The organism is Serratia sp. TSA_7 (assembly GCF_052692135.1).
In genome coordinates this window covers 1,851,689-1,868,889 of sequence record NZ_JBQZFU010000001.1, presented here as the reverse complement: position 1 = coordinate 1,868,889, position 17,201 = coordinate 1,851,689, and the positions used below count along the sequence as shown (strand labels likewise).

The following is a 17,201-nucleotide window of genomic DNA, read 5'->3' as shown; positions in this document are numbered from 1 at the left end:
GCCGTCACTGGGCAATCAGCGCCAGCCCCTGAGGTTTGAAATCAATGGCCACGCGCGTGGCCGGCGCCAGTTGGCGTTCCATCTGCACATCGACGATAAACAGAGCGCCGAGGTCGGTTTTCACTTCATACTCGATATGGTCTCCGAGCCAGGTGCTGTGGGTCACCTCGCCGTTCAATGCACCGCTCTGCTCCGCATGCAAAGTAATGAATTGCGGCCGCACGGACAGTTGCGCGGCGCCGGGGCGCGCTTTGGCACCCGGCACCCGATACTGACGGCTACCCAGGCTGATGAGCGCTTCGCCACCGTCCACCCGTTCAATGTCACAGGGCAGGATATTGGCCTCACCCATGAAATCGGCGATAAACACCGACGCGGGCGAGTGATAAAGCTCCTGCGGCGCACCCTGCTGGGCAATATGCCCTTCTTTCATGACGATAATCTTATCGGACACCGCCAGCGCTTCTTCCTGATCGTGGGTCACGTACACCGCAGTGAACCCGAGGCGCTGTTGCAAATCGCGGATCTCGGTGCGTACGCGGCGCCGCAGCCGCTCGTCAAGATTGGATAAGGGCTCATCGAGCAGCAGCACCTGCGGCTCCAGCACCAACGCGCGCGCCACGGCGATGCGTTGCTGCTGGCCACCGGACAGCTCGGCGGGCAGGCGCTTGCCCATGTTTTCCAGCCCGACCAGCTTCAGCCCTTCGTGCGCCCGATCCAGCGCTTCTTTGCGCGGCAGCTTGCTGGCGAGCAGGCCGTACATGACGTTGTCCAGCGCGTTCATATGCGGGAACAGCGCGTAGGATTGAAACACCATAGCCACGTCGCGCTCGTTGGCGGGCAGATGGGTCACCTCTTTGCCGCCGATCAGGATGCGCCCGGCGGTCGGGTGCTCCAGGCCAGCCAGCAGGCGCAGGGTGGTGGTTTTGCCGCAGCCCGAGGGGCCGAGCAGCGTCACCAGCGTGCCTGGTTCGACGGTAAGCGAGAGGCCGGGCAGGGCGGTGAAATCGGCAAACTGTTTGGTGACGTTTTCAAACACCACCGAGCCGGAACGAATGGCGGTCATACGGCAGTCTCCTGTTGTAAGGCCGGCGGCGATGCCACCGGCGGTGTGGCGATACGGGATACGCGGCGCAGGCGACGTTCGCCGACCAGCAGTTGGAAAGTGAGGATCACCGCCAGCATCACCACGATAAGCACGGAGGAGTAGGCGATAGCCACGCCGTATTCCCCGTTTTCGACCAGCCCGACGATGTAGGAGGTGGCCATGTTGTACTGGGCGCTGACCAGAAAAATCACCGCGCTGATGGAGGTAATCGCCCGCACGAAGGCATAGACCAGGGCTGCGCTGATGGCGGGTTTCAACAGCGGTAAAATCACCTTGCGCAGGGTGCGGAAGCTGCCGGCGCGCAGCGTCAGCGACGCTTCATCCAGGCTGCGGTCCAATTGGCTCATGGCCGCGATGCCGCCGCGCACGCCCACCGGCATGTTGCGGAACACAAAGCAGGCGACCAGGATCAGGGCGGTGCCGGTGATTTCCAGCGGTGGCAGGTTATACGCCATGATGTAACTGACGCCGATCACCGTGCCGGGGATGGCAAAGCTGAGCATCAACATAAACTCGAAGGTCTGGCGGCCGGCAAACTTCTGCCGCACGATAAGCCAGGCGGTGAGCAGGCCGACGATGGCCGTGAGCGGCGCGGCGATCAGCGCGATTTCCAGGGTGGTCCAGAACGAGTTCCAGGCGACGCCGGTCCAGAGGATCTGGCCGCCGCTCCACTGGAAGCCGAATGCGCGGGTGTAATGCGCCAGGGTCAGGCTGTTGTCCAGCCCCCACGACTGAACAAAACCGCCGATTAAAATCATGCCGTACACCACCAGCGTGAACAGGCCCCAGGGGATCACCAGCCCGTAAACGCCATAGCGCAGCCCGCGCGGCAGGCCGCAGTGCATGCCTGAATCGCCTTTACCGGTCACGGTGGCGAAGCTTTTTCCCGCCAGCCACAGGCGTTGCAACACAAAGGCGCTGAGGGTAAAGCACAGCAGGATGATCGCCAGCACCGCCGCGCGGCTCGGATCGTTTTGCGCCCCTACCACCGAGAAGAAGATCTCGGTCGAGAGCACGCCGTGGCTGCCGCCGAGCACCATAGGGTTACCGAAATCCGCCATGCTTTCGATAAAACTGATCAGGAAAGCATTGGCCAGGCCGGGCGCCATCAGCGGCAGCGAAACGTAACGGAAGGTGCGCCAGCGGTTGGCGCGCAGCGTTTGCGAGGCTTCTTCCAGCGAAGGGCTGACGCCTTCCACCACGCCAATCAGCACCAAAAAGGCGATCGGGGTGAAAGAAAGCACCTGGGCAATCCAGATCCCGGTCAGGCCGTACAGCCAACGCCCCGGCTCGATGCCGAACAGGGTGGAAAGCAGCTCGGTGACGATGCCGGAACGGCCAAACAGCAGCATCAGCGCCAGGCCAATGACGAACGGCGGCGTGATGATCGGCAGCACGCTGAGCAGGCGCAGCCCTTTCTTGAACGGCAGCGGCGTGCGGGTGGCGGCCAGCGCAAAGGCCAGGCCGAGCAGAGTCGATCCGCCGGCGGTCATCAGCGCCAGCCACAGGGTGCGCCAGGCGGTGCCGCAACTGCCGCCTTTCAGGCAACCGAGGCTCCAGATCGCCGGATCCTGCATATTGGCGATCAGGCCGTCCGGTTTAAACGCGCCGTCAGCGTCCTGCACCGAGGCGACAAACATGCTCAGTACCGGGTAAAGCACGAAGGAGCTGACCAACGCGACCAGCAGCACGATCGAGGACACCACAAAGGCATCCCCCTTCAGCACGCCACGCTCGGCCAATCCAAAAGAGAACAGCAGCAAAAACGCGGTGAGCAACGCAATAGCGCCGGCGCCAAAGGCGGGTTGGCCGTCGCCGAGCGCACCAAACAACTGCTCGCTCCATTGCCAGTTCCAGCCGCTGTAACCTATGGCGTGGCCTTCAAACAGCAGGAAGAGGATGCCTGCGGCGGCGGCAGACATCAGTAACTGCGAGCGCAACCGGCCCACCTGCAGCAGGCGGCCCAGCGAGCAAACCAGCAGCAACAGCAGCGCAATAGCCAGCCACGGGCGTTGAAAAGCCAGGATTTGCCACAGCGCAGGAGCGCTTTCCCGATCCTGCCACAGCGTATTCAACCAGCTGAAGTCGAAGAATCCGGCTTCCTGGCTGTACCAGGGCAGCAGCAGCAATGCGAGCGCGCCCAGCACAAGAGCCACGTCTAAGCGGCGGTTTTGAGCATTCATCGTAACCTCGATCGTTCATTATTCCTTTTCTGCGAGCCGTGCGGGCGCGGCGTGCCACGCCCGGTTCATCGGCAACGGCAGAAAGTGCGAGAGGGAATGGACGGGAATTACTGCGCGCCGGAGCCGATCTCTTTATCCCAGCGGCTGAGCAGCTCTTTGCGTTTTTCCGTGGCGCCGTAGGTTTTAAAGTCGTAGTCGATCAGTTTGATGTTCTCGAAGCGCGGCGCATATTCCGAGATCGCCGCTTCGCGGTTTGACGGCAATTGGAAGGATTTGGCGTCTTTCATGTGCGATTGTGCTTCGGCACCGAGCGCCCAGTCGTACCACAGCTTGGCATTGGCAAGGTTGCGCGCGCCTTTGACAATCGACATGGAGCCAATTTCAAACCCGGTCCCCTCGCAGGGCGCGATGGCCTTCACCGGGAAACCATCGACCTGCATCGCCACCGCATCGTGCATAAAGACGATGCCTACCGTCGTTTCGCCGCGGGCCGCCGCTTTAACCGGTGCGGAACCCGATTTGGTGTACTGCGAAATATTGGCGTTGAGTTTTTTCAGGTAATCGAAAGCCTTGTCTTCGCCCATGATCTGCACCAGCGTGGCGAGGGTGTTGTAGGCGGTGCCGGAGGAGTTCGGGTTGGCCATCTGGATCTCGCCCTTGTAGGCCGGATCCAGCAGATCGGCCCAGCAGGCCGGGACTTTGAGTTTTTTCTCTGCCAGCAGCTTGGTGTTGTAGCCCCAGCCCAGCGCACCGGCGTAAACGCCCACGGTGCGGTAGTCGGCACTCTCCGCCTGCTTGCGCGCCCAGTCGTGTTGTTGGTCAAGCAGCGGCGATTTATAGGGCTGGGTTAAGCCTTCGTTGGCGGCCTGCATATGGGGATCGCCGGTGCCTGCCCACCAAATATCGGTGCGCGGGTTACGCGCTTCGGTTCGGATGCGTGCATAGGCTTCTCCGGCGGACAGGCGCACCATGCTGACGTTGACATCCGGGTGCTGTTTCTCGAAGAGCGTGGTCATTTGCTCGCAGACCACGACATCGGCGGAGCAGATCATATTCAGTTTTCCGGCGGCGTGAGCCGGCAGGGCCGAGAGCGCGGAGCCGGCGGCGATGAGCGCCATCAGGGTGACTCGATGCATGGTGTTCTCCTGGTTTGTGTAGGGTGGCGATACGTTGTCGCCATTTTTTTTGCACGTGTGTGCAAATAACTAGAGGATAAAAATTGTGCTGTCAATTGCGATATAGAACAATTCAACCTATTCGTCACAAAAATGAAACAAAATTTCTGCAATAAATTTGCACAGCTTTGCAAAGTGCGGCAAACTTTATCGGAACGCGTAACGGATGGATGTAACCATGGCGGTAGACAAGGCAATGATCAGTGCCAAAGACGTAGCGGAGCTGGCCGGCGTGTCCCGATCGGCGGTGTCGCGCACCTATACGCCCGGTGCCAGCGTCTCGGCGGCAACCCGCGAAAGGGTGATGTGGGCGGCGGAGCAACTGGGCTACCACGTTAATCATTTGGCGCGGGGATTGGTGCGCAATCGCAGCGGCATTGTCTGCCTGATCGTGTCCGAACTGGCGACCCCTTACCGGGCCAGCCTGGTGCGATTGCTGACCCAGCATTTGCAGGCGGCGGGAAAGATCGCCATGTTGATTAACACCGATCGTTCCGACGACAGCGTGTCCCAGGCGTTGCAGCAGGCGATTAACTTCCGCGCCGATGCGTCTTTTGTCCTCTCCGGCATGCCGGACAGCGCCATCGCCCGCCTGTGCCACCGGCACGGCCAGCGGCTGGTGCTGATTAACCGCAACGATGCGCTACCGGGTTCGCTCAGCATCAACCTGGATAACGAAGAAGCGGCCGGCACGGTGATGATGGCGTTTGTCCGCGCCGGTTGCCGGCGGATCGCCTTTGCCAACTCGCTGGCGGGCACGCCAAGCCTGATGGCCCGCGAACGCGGTTTTCTCCAGGCGGCGGAAGCGGCGGGGCTGGCGGTGAGCGTCGAGCGCTTTGGCACCACGTCGTACGAGAGCGGGCAAATTCTGGCGCACCGGCTGTTAACCCGTCGGGAGCGGCCTGATGCGGTGTTCTGCGTCACCGATCTGCTGGCCTGCGGTTTTATGGATGAGGCGCGCCATCGCTTTGCGTTGCGCATTCCGGAAGATCTTTGCGTGGCCGGGTTCGATGATATCCCGCAGGCGGGCTGGTCATCCTACAACCTCACCACCTTTACCCAACCGGTGGAGCAGTTCGCTCGGGAAGCGGTGGCATGGCTGGTGGCGGAAGAGGAGAACGAAGAGAACATGGCGCCGGCGCTGGGGCAGGAAATGCCGGGCGAAACGCGGATGTACCATGCCGACTTCATTTGGCGCAGCACCATTCGCGGCGGCTGAGAGCGGGGCGGTTCAGCCTGCTCCCCGCGTATGTTTCTTTTTCGGCAAATAATGCGGCCGCGCCGTGTGGCCGATCACAAATTGCGCCCGGACGCGGTGAAAAGTTCTCCCCGGTATTTAGTCTGAGATAACCAACCGTTGATAACCGGTGCGCTGATACCTGCCGGCCATGCCCCTGCACCGGGCGCTCAACCCAGTGTATGATGAGGGCCCGCATCAGCAACGGTTATTCCCACCGTGCCGCCACAGGAGAACGACCCGTGAATCAGAGCCAGCGCGAACACATTGCTACGGTAATGGCCAGCCTCAGCAACAAGGCGCATTTGCTGGCCTCGCGTTTCCATGAACAGACTATTCGCGACTCCTGGCAGCGCTGCGTGGAACATCATGGCCTTGATCCCCGCCGCATGCAGGAAGCGCGCATCTTGCCGTGGCATGAGCTGCGGGAACACCGCCAGGAAATGGAAGAGTTTCGTCACATTGCCCATCACGGCCTGACGGTGTTGTATCAGCAGATTGCCGCCGCCGGCTACGTGGTGCTGTTGACCGATGCGCGCGGTATCACCGTGGATTACCTGGGGGACGCCAATGCGGAAATCAGCCTGCGTCGTGCCGGGCTGTTCCTCGGGGCGCAGTGGACGGAAGCCTGCGCAGGCACCTGCGCCGTGGGCACCGCGCTGGCCACCGGCAAGGCGCTGACCGTGCATCAGGCCGATCATTTCGACGCCACCCATATCCCGCTGACCTGCACCGCCGTTCCCCTGTTCGATCCGCAGGGGCAGTTAAACGCCATTCTTGATATTTCCGCGCTCAGCTCGCCGCAACCAAAATCCAGCCAGCAGTTGGCGCTACAGCTCGCTAAAATTTATGCGCATCAGATTGAAAATGCCTGGTTTGAGCACCGGCATCGCGGCGATTGGGTGCTGAAACTCAGCCCGGCATCGTCGTTTGTTGAGGTTAGCCCGGATTTCCTGATCGCCTTTGATGCCGCCGGCAAAGTGGTGGGGCATAACCACCGCGCCCAGCGCATGCTGGAAAACGAGCTGGGCATCGCCGCGCCGCCGGTACACTGCCGCAGCACGCTGCTCGGCCGGCCGATTGAACAACTGTTTAATACGTCCATCGACAGTCTTCCCGATTGGCTGGCCAGCGCCAGCGGGCAGCAGGGTACGCTCGAACGCGCCCGCAGCGGGGAGAAACTCTACGTTACCGCCGTGCAGCCCGTTCGGCGTGCGCCACGTAAGGCCGCAGCCGGCCAGGGCGCGTTACCTCCGGCGCTGGCCGCGCTGAACGGCGGCGACGCGGCGTTGCAGCTCCAGCTCCAGCGTGCCGCCCGGCTGCTGGAGGCGCCGCTGCACCTGATGGTTCACGGTGAAACCGGCTGCGGGAAAGAGTTTTTTGCCAAAGCCTTTCACCAGGCAAGCAACCGCCGCCATCGGGCGTTTGTGGCGGTGAACTGCGCGGCGATCCCGGCGGCGCTGATTGAGAGCGAACTGTTCGGCCATCTGCCCGGCAGTTTCTCCGGCGCAGGCAGTAAAGGGCGGCGCGGGCTGATCCAGGAAGCCGACGGCGGCACGTTGTTCCTTGATGAGATAGGCGATATGCCGCTGGAGATGCAGACCCGGTTGCTGCGGGTGTTGGCGGAGCAGGAGGTGTTGCCGGTGGGGGCCTCGCGTCCGGTATCGGTGGATATCCGCGTGATCTCCGCGTCGCACCACGCGCTGGATCAACTGGTGCAGGAAGGGCGTTTTCGTGCCGATCTGTTCTACCGTTTGCAGGGGGCGCGTATCTCGCTGCCTGCGTTACGCCAGCGCAGCGACCTCGACTGGCTGGTGGATAAACTGCTGGCCGGTAAGGCGCAGCTCTCCGCCGCCGCGCGTCGCCGCCTGCATCAGCACCGTTGGCCGGGCAACCTGCGTGAACTGAGCAATGCGCTGGATTACGCCGCCGCACTCTGCGATGGGGGCCGCATCGAGGCCACCGATCTGCCGGAAGGGTTGACGGCGGCGATCCCCGCCAGCCCGCTGCCGATGGTTAACGCCGAAGCCGATGCGGCACTGCCGCCGGAGGCACAGTTGTTGATCCAATATCTGCGTGCCGCCCGCTGGAACCACAGCGCCGTCGCACGGCAAATGGGCATCAGCCGAATGACGCTCTATCGCCGCATGCAGCGCTTCGGCATTCAGTCGCCGGTGCATGACTAACCCCGCCTTATAGGAGTGGTGGATAAGGGGAGATGATGAAGGATGTTTCTCAGGCTGCCGCCGTTAACGGCGGCCGGTTTTCACTGCAGCCATCGCGGCTGATGTTTTTTCCGGACCCTACGCAGGCCGAAGCCGGCCTGTTTGCCCGCGCTGCCGCCGGAGAGGCGGTGGCACAGCTGTGGCACTCGCCGCTGTCGCTGGTGGTTCCGGGCAGCTATAAGCGTTTTGCCTCGCTGGAATCGGCGCGCCAACAGTTTGCCGCAGACGGGTGTCCGGTGTTTTTGCGTAAGTCCGGCGGCGGGCTGGTACCGCAGGGGCCCGGCATCGTGAATGTCAGCCTGGCATACCCGATAGCGCGCACTCTGGGTGAAGCGGCAGAAGAGGTGTATGAGCATTTGTGCGCCATTCTCCGCAGTGCGCTGGCCGCCCGGGGCGTGGTGGCCCACTGGCAGGCGGTGGAAGGATCCTTCTGCGACGGGCGCTTCAATCTTGCCTGCGGCGACGGGGCGGCGGCACGTAAAATCGCCGGTACCGCCCAATATTGGCGGCCGGTGGCGAGTCAACCTGCCGACGAGCCGCGGCGGCACGTGGTGCTGGCCCATGCGGCGCTGTTGGTGGATTGTGATTTGGCGGCGGCGCACCGTTATGCCAATCAGTTTGAGGCGGCATTGGGCAGTGGGCGGTATTATCAAGCGGAGAAAACCGTTAGCGTGGCGCAAATGGCGCCGGACGTTACCCACGATCTCCGCGACGAGATAGTCGATGCGCTAGGGGCGGCGATCCTGCGTTCCCCGGCACCGTTGTAACTTTGCGGGGCGCTCGGAATTGCGTCTTGAGCTTAGATGGCGGACCGAGGGGCCGCCATCTCGTCATACCTGCGATACCTTTTACTGCGGTGGACGCACCAGGATTTTAACCTGTTGTTTTTCTTTCACCAGCGCTTCAAAACCCTGCTCCACCAAATCAGCCAGTTCGATACGCTTGGTCACCAGCTTGTCGGCCTGGAAGTAGCCCTGGGTCATCAGATCCATCACCGCCGGGAAAATATGGCGATAAGCGATAATCCCTTTGACTGAACGTTCGCTGAGCACCACTTTGTTCGGATGGAATGCCGCTTCCCCTTCCCAGATGGAGACGATAATCGTCTCGCCTTCGTAGCGAGTGCTGTCGATGCACTGTTTTAGCACCACCGGCACGCCGGTCACTTCAAACGCCACGTCAACGCCACCCGCGCTCAGCTCGCGTATTGTGGCGACGGCATCGTCTTTGCTGGGGTCGATAACCACTTTCGCCCCCAGTTCGCGCGCTTTTTCTGCCCGCTGAGGTGACAGTTCGACCACATAAATTTCTGCCGCACCGGCTGCGCGCAATGCTTCAATCACCAGCAGGCCGATGGGGCCGGCACCGAAGACGGCCGCTTTATCCCCGGCTTTCAATTTGCTCATCCGCACCGCATGAAGGGCTACCGCCGCAGGTTCTACCAACGCACCTTGCTCATAGCTGAGCGCATCGGGCATGCGGTGTACCATATGCTCGTCTACCATGGTAAAGGAGGAGAAGCCGCCGCCACCGCCGGACAGACCGTGAAAACCCAGATCGGCGCACAGGTTATATTTGCCTTCGCGGCAGGCTTCGCACTGCCGACAAGCCAGGATCGGCTCTACGACCACGCGGTCACCGGCTTTGAATTTCGTCACGCCGCGACCGACGTCCACCACTTCACCGGAAAACTCATGGCCCATGACGATAGGCGCGATGTCATGGCTTAGCTTGTGAGGTTTGCCTACCGGGGCAAAAATCGGTCCGGCGAGGTATTCGTGCAGGTCGCTGCCGCAAATTCCGGTCCAGGCTACCTTGATTTTCACCTTACCGGCGGAAACCTGAGGTTCTTCAATATCATCAATACGGATGTCGCGCGCCTGATACCAACGAGCTGCTTTCATCATCTTCCCCTTGAAATTAACCGTAAACCTGCCTCGGCGGCCGATACGTCGGTGGCCGAGGCAGAGACTCAACGCAGGAGATAGCGAAAAACGTGCCAATGTGACGATACAGGGAAAAGTGATGTTATTTCAGCGAGTTGTCTTGTTTCTGTTAAAGGTGCTACCCGTTACAGGTGTGTGATGAGACACCTGTAACAGATGCGGGTGTAACAGGGCGCTTATACCTGGTGAACCCTCTTATCCCCGTCGGCGCCGGTGTTCATGTGTTTGTGATGTTTGTGATGCGAGCCGGGAACCGCTCCAGCACCGTTGCCGCCATTGCCCCCGTTGCCGCCGTTGCCGCCATTGCCGCCGTTGCCGCCGTTGCCACCGTTGCCACCATCTCCTCCATCTCCTCCATTTCCTCCATTTCCTCCGTTTCCACCATTTGCATCGTTGCCGCCTATGCCACCCATGCCGCCACCCATGCCGTCGCCGGGGGCTCCGTCGCCTCCTTTCCCACCATCCTGACAGCCCGAGCCAGGGACGCCGTTTTTACCGTTCTGACCGTTAGGGGAGTTGTCTTGCCCGTTTTGGCCGTTTTGGCTTTCGCAGGCGGAGAGCTGAATGGCGACCGAGGTTCTGGCCTCACTTGATTGCGGTATGGAAAGGAAAACACCGGAAGAAAAGGGGATAAGAAATAATAAATTTCGTAGTTTCAACATAGACATTTCATCCTTGTCATTGATAGCCACCTCAATGGGCGGAGGCCAACGGGCACCCAGGTAATATTCTGCTTCGGTCATTAATGGCCGTCAATAAATGCAGGGGCAATGGAAAGCCGGTCAGCCCGCCGGGCCCTGCCCGGCAAATTGTCGCAATGCGCAATGGACGGCGGCGGTGATGGCGCGATAGCCGATATCGCTATGTCCGGGGGAACTCGGGGCATGCGTGTCACTTTTTCTCACCCAATAGTGCGATTTGACACAATTTCATATAAGAAAAATCTGTATTAAAAGTGGCTCAGGAAAAATAGCGATGGATAACAGGGATAAAGCCGTCTGTGGACGTAAGGTCGACAGGTTGGTTTGCCATCACGGTTGTCGTCTGCAAAGGCAATGCCAAAGCCCGCTGGCGGTGCAAGGAAGCGATTCGCACAAGAAAAGTGTGACGCTGGGGAGCGGGATTCATTTTCATAAGATCAGGGGGTTACATGTCATATTCATCTACGGCCCGCATCGTCGCACTGACGTTGGCAACGTTGGGGTGCGCCAGTGCGCAATCATCTTCCGGTGAGACGATATCGGTTGGTGTCGATAATTTTGTCCGTGCCGAGTCCGATCTTTATATGGGCAATATGGTGGCGGACGGCGGATTGGGGCGCTTTGTGCATAGCCGCGAACCGATTTCCATTGACGCGCAGAGCGTCATCCGCATGAATCGGGACACGCTCTACTCGAGTGCGGTGTTCGATCTCGATGCCGGCCCGGTCACGATCACCTTGCCGGAGGCCGGTAAGCGATTCATGTCGATGCTGGTGGTCAACGAAGACCACTACGTTCCCGCCGTCTTTTATGGCGCCGGTCGCCATACGTTGACGAAGGAGGAGGTCGGCACTCGTTATGTTTTCGTCGCTATCCGTACGCTGGTCGATCCTGCCGATCGCCAAGACGTTGAGCAGGTGCATGCACTACAAGATGCCATCAAGGTTAGTCAGGCTCAGATAGGGGAGTTCGTGGTACCGAAATGGGATCCGGCGAGTCAGAAAAAGATGCGCGATGCCTTGCTGGTTCTCGGGGATACGCTCCCCAACTACAACCAGGCATTTGGCACCAAGAGCACGGTCGATCCTATTCAGCATTTGATCGCGACGGCGTCCGGATGGGGAGGCAATCCGAGCAAGGATGCGATTTATCTCGGCGGCGTGATGCCGAAGAATGACGGGAAAACCGTTTATCGGCTCAAGGTCGGGCATGTACCGGTGAAGAGTTTTTGGTCCGTGAGCGTTTATAACGCCAAGGGTTACTTCGAGAAAAACCCGTATGACGCCTATTCGCTAAATAACCTCACCGCCCAAAAAAGCGATGATGGTTCGATTGTGATCCAATTTGGTGGTTGCGACGGCAAAATTGCGAATTGTCTGCCGACCATGCCCGGTTGGAACTACACGGTCAGGCTTTATCAGCCTGAGGACGAAATCCTGAATGGTCAATGGCATTTCCCGGAGCCGCAGTGATCCGCCCGGTATTTTCCTGAACCTGTTTTTTTACTTTTTCTCCCTTAATTGTGCCGTTTGACACAATTAGGAATAAGAAAAATCTGTATTAAAAATATGTCAGGGAGAAACAGGGATGGACGACAGGGATAACGCCGTCTTTGGACATGACGTTCGCTAATGATGGGCGCGGGAAGTGAGAGCGTGTTTTCACTCTCTCTTTGTTTCAATCACCCCTTTTAGCCTGTCGAATTGCACTTTTCGGCAAGCGGTGCAAAGACATAATGCTTTTTCCAGCTGTGCAGGCGCTTTTAAGCAGCCCCTCGCGCACCGGGGTTTTTTGCGCCCTTTTCCGGGCAGGAGGGTTATCCGCAGGCATAGGGTTGGCTATGCCATGACTGAAAAAATAAAAAGTAATTAGCCAAAACCTATTTCCGGTCAAGGGAATGGATGACGGGAATATATCCCGGATAGAGGTTAAACATGCCGATGAATCAGAATAAAAACGAAAAGAAAATAGAGAAAGGAACAAGGATATGACAAGCAAGAAAAACGGGATTTATAAATCGTTCGGGCTTCCTGCCTTTGCGCTGATGGCGGCGCTGCCGTTGTCCGTACAGGCCGCTTCCGATGGGGACCAGAGTATAACGCTGGGCGGCGGGGTGGCGGTGAGCCCGTTGTATGAAGGCTCCTCGCGTTATGAAGCCTTTCCTTCTCTGGTGGCGAAGGCGGTGATGCCGACGCAGAACTGGGGAACCTTCACGGCAGATTTTCCTGACGGTTTGCGCTGGGACTTGCCGGGGGCTTCTTCCGTGGGGTTGGCGCTGCTGGCCGGATATGACATGGGCCGCAAGGAAAAAATCCGTACCCTGGGAGGCAGCAATAATCATCTGAAGGGGATGGGCGATCTGGACGGCAGCGCGATGCTCGGTGCGGAAGCCTATTGGCGTCTGCCGGCCGGCCGGCTGTTCGTTCGTGGCTGGCAGGCTACCCGCAGCCGCGAATACGGCGGCGAGGATCTGGGGCACACTGCATACCTTGAAGCCGGTGCCGACTACTCGCTGCCGCTGTCCTCCTCACTGACGCTGGATTCCGCGCTGTACGGGACCTGGAGCGACAGAGACGACATGATGGCGCGTTTCGGGGTGACGGGAGAGCAGGCCGATCGTAGCGGCTTCAGCGAATATCATGCCGGCGGCGGTATGCGGAATGTGACGTTAAAAACCGGCCTGACCGTCCAGTTACAGCCTCATATTGCCCTGCAGGGCGGGATGAAGCTGTACGCCTTGACGGCGGATGCGCGTAGCAGCCCGTTGACGGATAAGACGGTGGGGGCGGGCTTCTACCTGAATGCGGTGTACCAATTCTGAGTGCCTTGATAGCGCTGCCCTCTGCGGCAGCGACCGACTCTGGAGATCATCATAAATGAAAAAGTCATGCGTCCCTTTGTACCTGATAGCGCCGTTGGCCGGCCTGTTGTGTTCCGGCCTGGCGGCGGCGAGCGATACCGGGCCGACGGTAACGGACCCGCATTTTAAGCTGGCGCCGGGCTACCTTGAACCGGCCAGCCTGCCGGTGCGCTTAGCCCTGCTCGGAGGGCCGCCAAAACCGGACTCTGCGGCATTCGCTCGCGATGAAGAGGCACGGCGGGCGGCATTGGCGTTACGTGGGTCTGCCCGTGAAAAACTGGCCGCAACGGACGCCGAGTTGACCTTTCCTGCGCCGGCAAAATCGTTCTCGTGCGCGCTGGGCACCGATATCAACGAGAAAAAGACGCCGCACCTTTACGCCATGATGCAGCACGTATTGACGGATGCGGGTGGCTCAACCTACGCAGGAAAGAACGCGTATAACCGTACTCGCCCGTTTGTGCAGCATGACGAGGGAACCTGTCGCAAAGACATGGAGCCGGTGCTGCGTACCGACGGCTCCTGGCCGTCCGGCCACTCGGCGGCTGGCTGGGCCTGGGGCCTGGTGTTGGCCGAAGTGCAGCCGGCACGGGCGACCGAGCTGCTGGCGCGCGGTCTGGCGTTTGGTCAGAGCCGGGTCGTCTGCAATGCGCATTGGCAAAGCGACGTGGATGCAGGGCGCATCATGGGGGCCGCCACGGTAGCCGTGCTGCATGACAACCCGGCTTTCCTGGCCGATTTGGCCGCTGCCAAGCGCGAAGTGCAGGACGCCACCAAAGCGAACCTGAAACCCACCGAGGACTGCGCGGCTGAACGTGTTGCTCTCTCCCTGAGTATGCACTGAGAAGAGCATGGCCATGATGAATTGTGACAATCTGCAAAACAGACTCGCCTGGCGGACTCTGCCTGCGGCGCTTTTCGCGTCCGGCGTTTTGAGTCTCCCGGCAGAGGCGGCTCAAGTGGCGCCACCGGCCTATCAGCCGGCGGAGGAGTGGCAGTTCACCCTCTCTCCTTATCTCTGGGCGGCAGGCATTCGCGGAGATGTCGGCCATCGGTCAACGGGCACGCAATTTATGAAAACGGATTTCTCCGCCATTGCTCGTGATCTCGATGTGGCGGTGATGGGGATGGGGGAGGCCCGTAAAGGACCTTACAGCCTGCTGATGGACCTGATGTTCATCGACACCACGACGCGGAACGGTTTGCCGGATGGGGCACCGGCATCACGCCTGAAAGTGGATAGCCGGACGGTGTCCGGGTTCCTCGGTGGCGGATATACCTTGCTGGAGGAAGGCGGCGCTCGCCTTGATGCCACCGGCGGCGTTCGGGTGTGGTACAGCAGCACCAGCTTGCATTTTCAGGGAGGGATTATCGATGGGGCGTCGGGCAGCGACCGCGCCACCTGGGTGGATGGCGTTGCGGGGCTGCGCGGCCAGTATGCTCTGACGCCAACCGTCAGGCTTTCGGCCTGGGGATTGGCCGGTGGCGGGCAGTCCCGATTGGACTGGGATGCGGCGGCGCTGCTGAGTTGGGAGTTTACCCCCGGTTTTTCTGCCGTGGCGGGATACCGGGCCATGGGGGTCGATTATCGGCATAACGGCTTTGTGTATGATGTGGTGCAGCAGGGGCCGATATTGGGGATGAACGGCAGGTTCTGAGGCCGCGAATCCTCCCCACAGCATCAGGCGCTGGTCGGCGTGATGCGGTTGTTTCGTCCGGCAATGCAGGCTCCTGGGGGGGCGCCTGCATTGCCGGCTTGTGAATGGCGGCGAGCATCCGCCAGCGAGGGCGCCGGTTCATCTCAACACATCGTCTTCGGTTTGCTCATGCTCATAGTCAGGTAGCGATCTCCGCGTAAGTCAGCCCACGAATCTGCGCCATCACAAACGCCGTGCGGACTTTCTCCGGCCATGCCCGCAGCGTGGCATCCACTCGAAATGACGTTTTCAGCCAGACGCATTGGATTTCTTTCCGGCGCCGCCACAGGCGTGTAAATTAAGAGAGGGGTAGACCAATAAATCTACATGAGAATGATTTTTATTTCAGTGTGTGTCAGGGGGCTACTATGCCATTCGTGAAAAATGAGAACGGGCTTTTTACCAAAAACGAATCGCGAAAAACCCTGTATATGCCGCTGGTATTATCCGGGGCGCTGTGTATTTTGGTGATGATCATTCACCTGGCGTACTTCCCGGCAAAAGAAATCGGGCATTCCTGGATACAAAATTCAGGCTGGTTATTTGATTTATTCCAGTTGTTAATACTTAATTTTATCTTATGGAGTTTTAACCGGCTAACGGTAAAAGCCAGCCAGCGCCGGTGGATTAACGTCGGCCTGCTTGTCTGGATCCTCTCTGCGGCGTGTGATTTTATGGACGAAATCATCCGCCAGCCCCAGTGGTTAGGCTATTACATCGAGGACCTCACCAGGCTCATAGGGATGCTCTGCGTCGCCGTTGGCGTGTATTTAATCGTGCACTATGTTAATGATAAATATGCCGATGCCAGCATCGACTCTTATCGCGACGAACTGACGAATTTACCCAATCGGCGTTATTTTCGACGCGTGCTGCTGGATTTGCAGAATGTGAATCATTATGTGTTTTTTATTGATATCGATTTGTTCAAGAAGATAAATGACAAATACGGGCACGATATTGGCGATGAAGTCCTCAGAGCTTTTGGGCAGATGCTGGGCGATCTGTATGAAAATAATGTCATTGCCGCCAGAATCGGTGGCGAAGAGTTTGCCGTAATAGTGCAAACGTCGGTATTTGAAGAAGCACAGTCAACGGCAGAGAAAATATTAACCCGCGCCAGAGAATTGGTGGTTAATGATGAGGTTCGCCTCACTGTCAGCATTGGTGCCGGAAATAAAAGAGAAAATGAAAGCCAGGAAAGCTTGCTCAAGCGTGTGGACATCGCGCTCTATCAGGCAAAGTCTTGGGGCAGGAACCGAATCGAATGGGCATCCTCCCCGGAACATGGGGTTGCTCAGGCCTGCCCCGAAAACGCGGTCAGTTAAAACGGGCATGTTTGCAGAGAGGTTACCGCCGCCATCCTATTGCGATTGTACCCGGACATTCAATTCTCATGGACTTCCTGACCGAGAATCCGGGAGCGGCAAACCTCCAGAATCTCATCGGCAAGGGCAGAGTCATCTGGACAGGCACGCGACAGCACCAGGGCGCCGACAAGATGCGCAATGGTGCTGATTCTTTCGGCGCGTGCTTCATCTCCCGATCCATTCTCATGCTCTAATGTGGCCAACTGACGTTCAAGGCCGGCCGCAAAGCTTTCTTTGATTGACGCCGACTGGCGCGCGGCATCGACACCCAGTGCCGACATCACGCAGCCATTTCCCCTGGCATTACGGTGCTTGCGTGAGAGATATTGCTCTACAAAACCAGCCATATCCATACCCACGGTACTCTCTACAGAGTGCGAGAAACCGCAGCTCATCGCCTCCGACATCAAATCCGCCTTGGAACCGAAGTGCTTGTAAAACCCGCCATGCGTTAACCCTGCGGCTGACATGAGCTCAGCTATCCCCACGCCGTCATAGCCCCGTTCACGAAACAGCACTGAGGCAGTTTCGACAATGCGCATGCGATTTTCGCGAACCTGCTCTTTTGAAACTTTCATCGTTTCCGGGCCCTCTCTTAAAAATGCATGCCGCAAGTATACATTGATGATGATCATAATCAAACCGTTTGACTTTTTAGATTATGATCATCATCATTGCACTCGTCGCTTCACACATCAT

14 protein-coding genes are annotated in these 17,201 nt (G+C 59.0%); 8 read left to right on the top strand and 6 right to left on the bottom strand.

The features are described 5' to 3' along the window. Positions 1-4: 4 nt before the first annotated feature. The 3 genes from ACUTQW_RS08865 to ACUTQW_RS08855 form a co-directional block, all read right to left on the bottom strand. Complete coding sequence (locus ACUTQW_RS08865; protein ID WP_004946487.1) at positions 5-1,066, bottom strand: ABC transporter ATP-binding protein; 1,062 nt, start codon at positions 1,064-1,066, stop codon at positions 5-7. Next, the gene (locus tag ACUTQW_RS08860) at positions 1,063-3,291 is read right to left on the bottom strand and encodes an ABC transporter permease (RefSeq protein ID WP_020439319.1); all 2,229 of its coding nucleotides are present in this window, start codon (positions 3,289-3,291) and stop codon (positions 1,063-1,065) included. The genes ACUTQW_RS08865 and ACUTQW_RS08860 overlap by 4 nt, the downstream gene beginning before the upstream one ends. Positions 3,292-3,398: 107 nt before the next feature. Next, on the bottom strand, positions 3,399-4,427 hold the full coding sequence (locus tag ACUTQW_RS08855; RefSeq protein WP_020439318.1) for an ABC transporter substrate-binding protein: 1,029 nt from the start codon (positions 4,425-4,427) through the stop codon (positions 3,399-3,401). Between the two features lie 217 nt (positions 4,428-4,644). Here ACUTQW_RS08855 and ACUTQW_RS08850 point away from each other — a divergent pair, with 217 nt between their 5' ends. The 3 genes from ACUTQW_RS08850 to ACUTQW_RS08840 all read left to right on the top strand — a co-directional run bounded on the left by ACUTQW_RS08850 (position 4,645) and on the right by ACUTQW_RS08840 (position 8,695). Continuing rightward, positions 4,645-5,685: a LacI family DNA-binding transcriptional regulator gene (locus ACUTQW_RS08850; protein ID WP_006326356.1), complete on the top strand. Its 1,041-nt coding sequence runs from the start codon at positions 4,645-4,647 to the stop codon at positions 5,683-5,685. Positions 5,686-5,945: 260 nt separating this feature from the next. Next, positions 5,946-7,889, top strand: coding sequence for a sigma-54-dependent Fis family transcriptional regulator (locus tag ACUTQW_RS08845; protein ID WP_020439317.1), 1,944 nt, complete (start codon positions 5,946-5,948; stop codon positions 7,887-7,889). A 32-nt stretch (positions 7,890-7,921) separates the two neighbouring features. Continuing rightward, positions 7,922-8,695 (top strand): lipoyl protein ligase domain-containing protein, encoded by a 774-nt coding sequence (locus ACUTQW_RS08840; RefSeq protein ID WP_198640651.1) that lies wholly within the window; start codon positions 7,922-7,924, stop codon positions 8,693-8,695. 81 nt (positions 8,696-8,776) lie between these two features. Here ACUTQW_RS08840 and ACUTQW_RS08835 read toward each other — a convergent pair whose 3' ends face one another. Together ACUTQW_RS08835 and ACUTQW_RS08830 are read right to left on the bottom strand one after the other, a co-directional pair. Next, positions 8,777-9,832: a 2,3-butanediol dehydrogenase gene (locus ACUTQW_RS08835; protein ID WP_004946469.1), complete on the bottom strand. Its 1,056-nt coding sequence runs from the start codon at positions 9,830-9,832 to the stop codon at positions 8,777-8,779. Between the two features lie 218 nt (positions 9,833-10,050). Beyond that, positions 10,051-10,617 carry a hypothetical protein gene (locus tag ACUTQW_RS08830; protein WP_445654839.1) on the bottom strand — a complete coding sequence of 189 codons (567 nt, stop codon included), beginning with the start codon at positions 10,615-10,617 and terminating at the stop codon, positions 10,051-10,053. Between the two features lie 407 nt (positions 10,618-11,024). Between ACUTQW_RS08830 and ACUTQW_RS08825 the strand changes: the two genes are divergently transcribed. From ACUTQW_RS08825 to ACUTQW_RS08805, 5 genes are all read left to right on the top strand, one after another. Next, a complete protein-coding gene (locus tag ACUTQW_RS08825; RefSeq protein WP_037431182.1) occupies positions 11,025-12,047 on the top strand; it encodes a DUF1254 domain-containing protein in 1,023 nt (340 codons plus the stop codon). A gap of 515 nt (positions 12,048-12,562) precedes the next feature. Beyond that, entirely contained in the window at positions 12,563-13,396 is an 834-nt protein-coding gene (locus ACUTQW_RS08820; RefSeq protein WP_020439312.1) for a MipA/OmpV family protein, read from the top strand. Between the two features lie 55 nt (positions 13,397-13,451). Continuing rightward, positions 13,452-14,279 carry an acid phosphatase gene (locus ACUTQW_RS08815; protein ID WP_004946461.1) on the top strand — a complete coding sequence of 276 codons (828 nt, stop codon included), beginning with the start codon at positions 13,452-13,454 and terminating at the stop codon, positions 14,277-14,279. 13 nt (positions 14,280-14,292) lie between these two features. Next, positions 14,293-15,093: a hypothetical protein gene (locus ACUTQW_RS08810; RefSeq protein ID WP_231106911.1), complete on the top strand. Its 801-nt coding sequence runs from the start codon at positions 14,293-14,295 to the stop codon at positions 15,091-15,093. A gap of 407 nt (positions 15,094-15,500) precedes the next feature. Then, positions 15,501-16,460 carry a GGDEF domain-containing protein gene (locus ACUTQW_RS08805; protein WP_006326333.1) on the top strand — a complete coding sequence of 320 codons (960 nt, stop codon included), beginning with the start codon at positions 15,501-15,503 and terminating at the stop codon, positions 16,458-16,460. Between the two features lie 59 nt (positions 16,461-16,519). On the opposite strand, the gene ACUTQW_RS08800 is transcribed toward ACUTQW_RS08805, so the two are convergent. Then, positions 16,520-17,080 (bottom strand): TetR/AcrR family transcriptional regulator, encoded by a 561-nt coding sequence (locus ACUTQW_RS08800; protein WP_006326329.1) that lies wholly within the window; start codon positions 17,078-17,080, stop codon positions 16,520-16,522. Positions 17,081-17,201 lie beyond the last annotated feature (121 nt).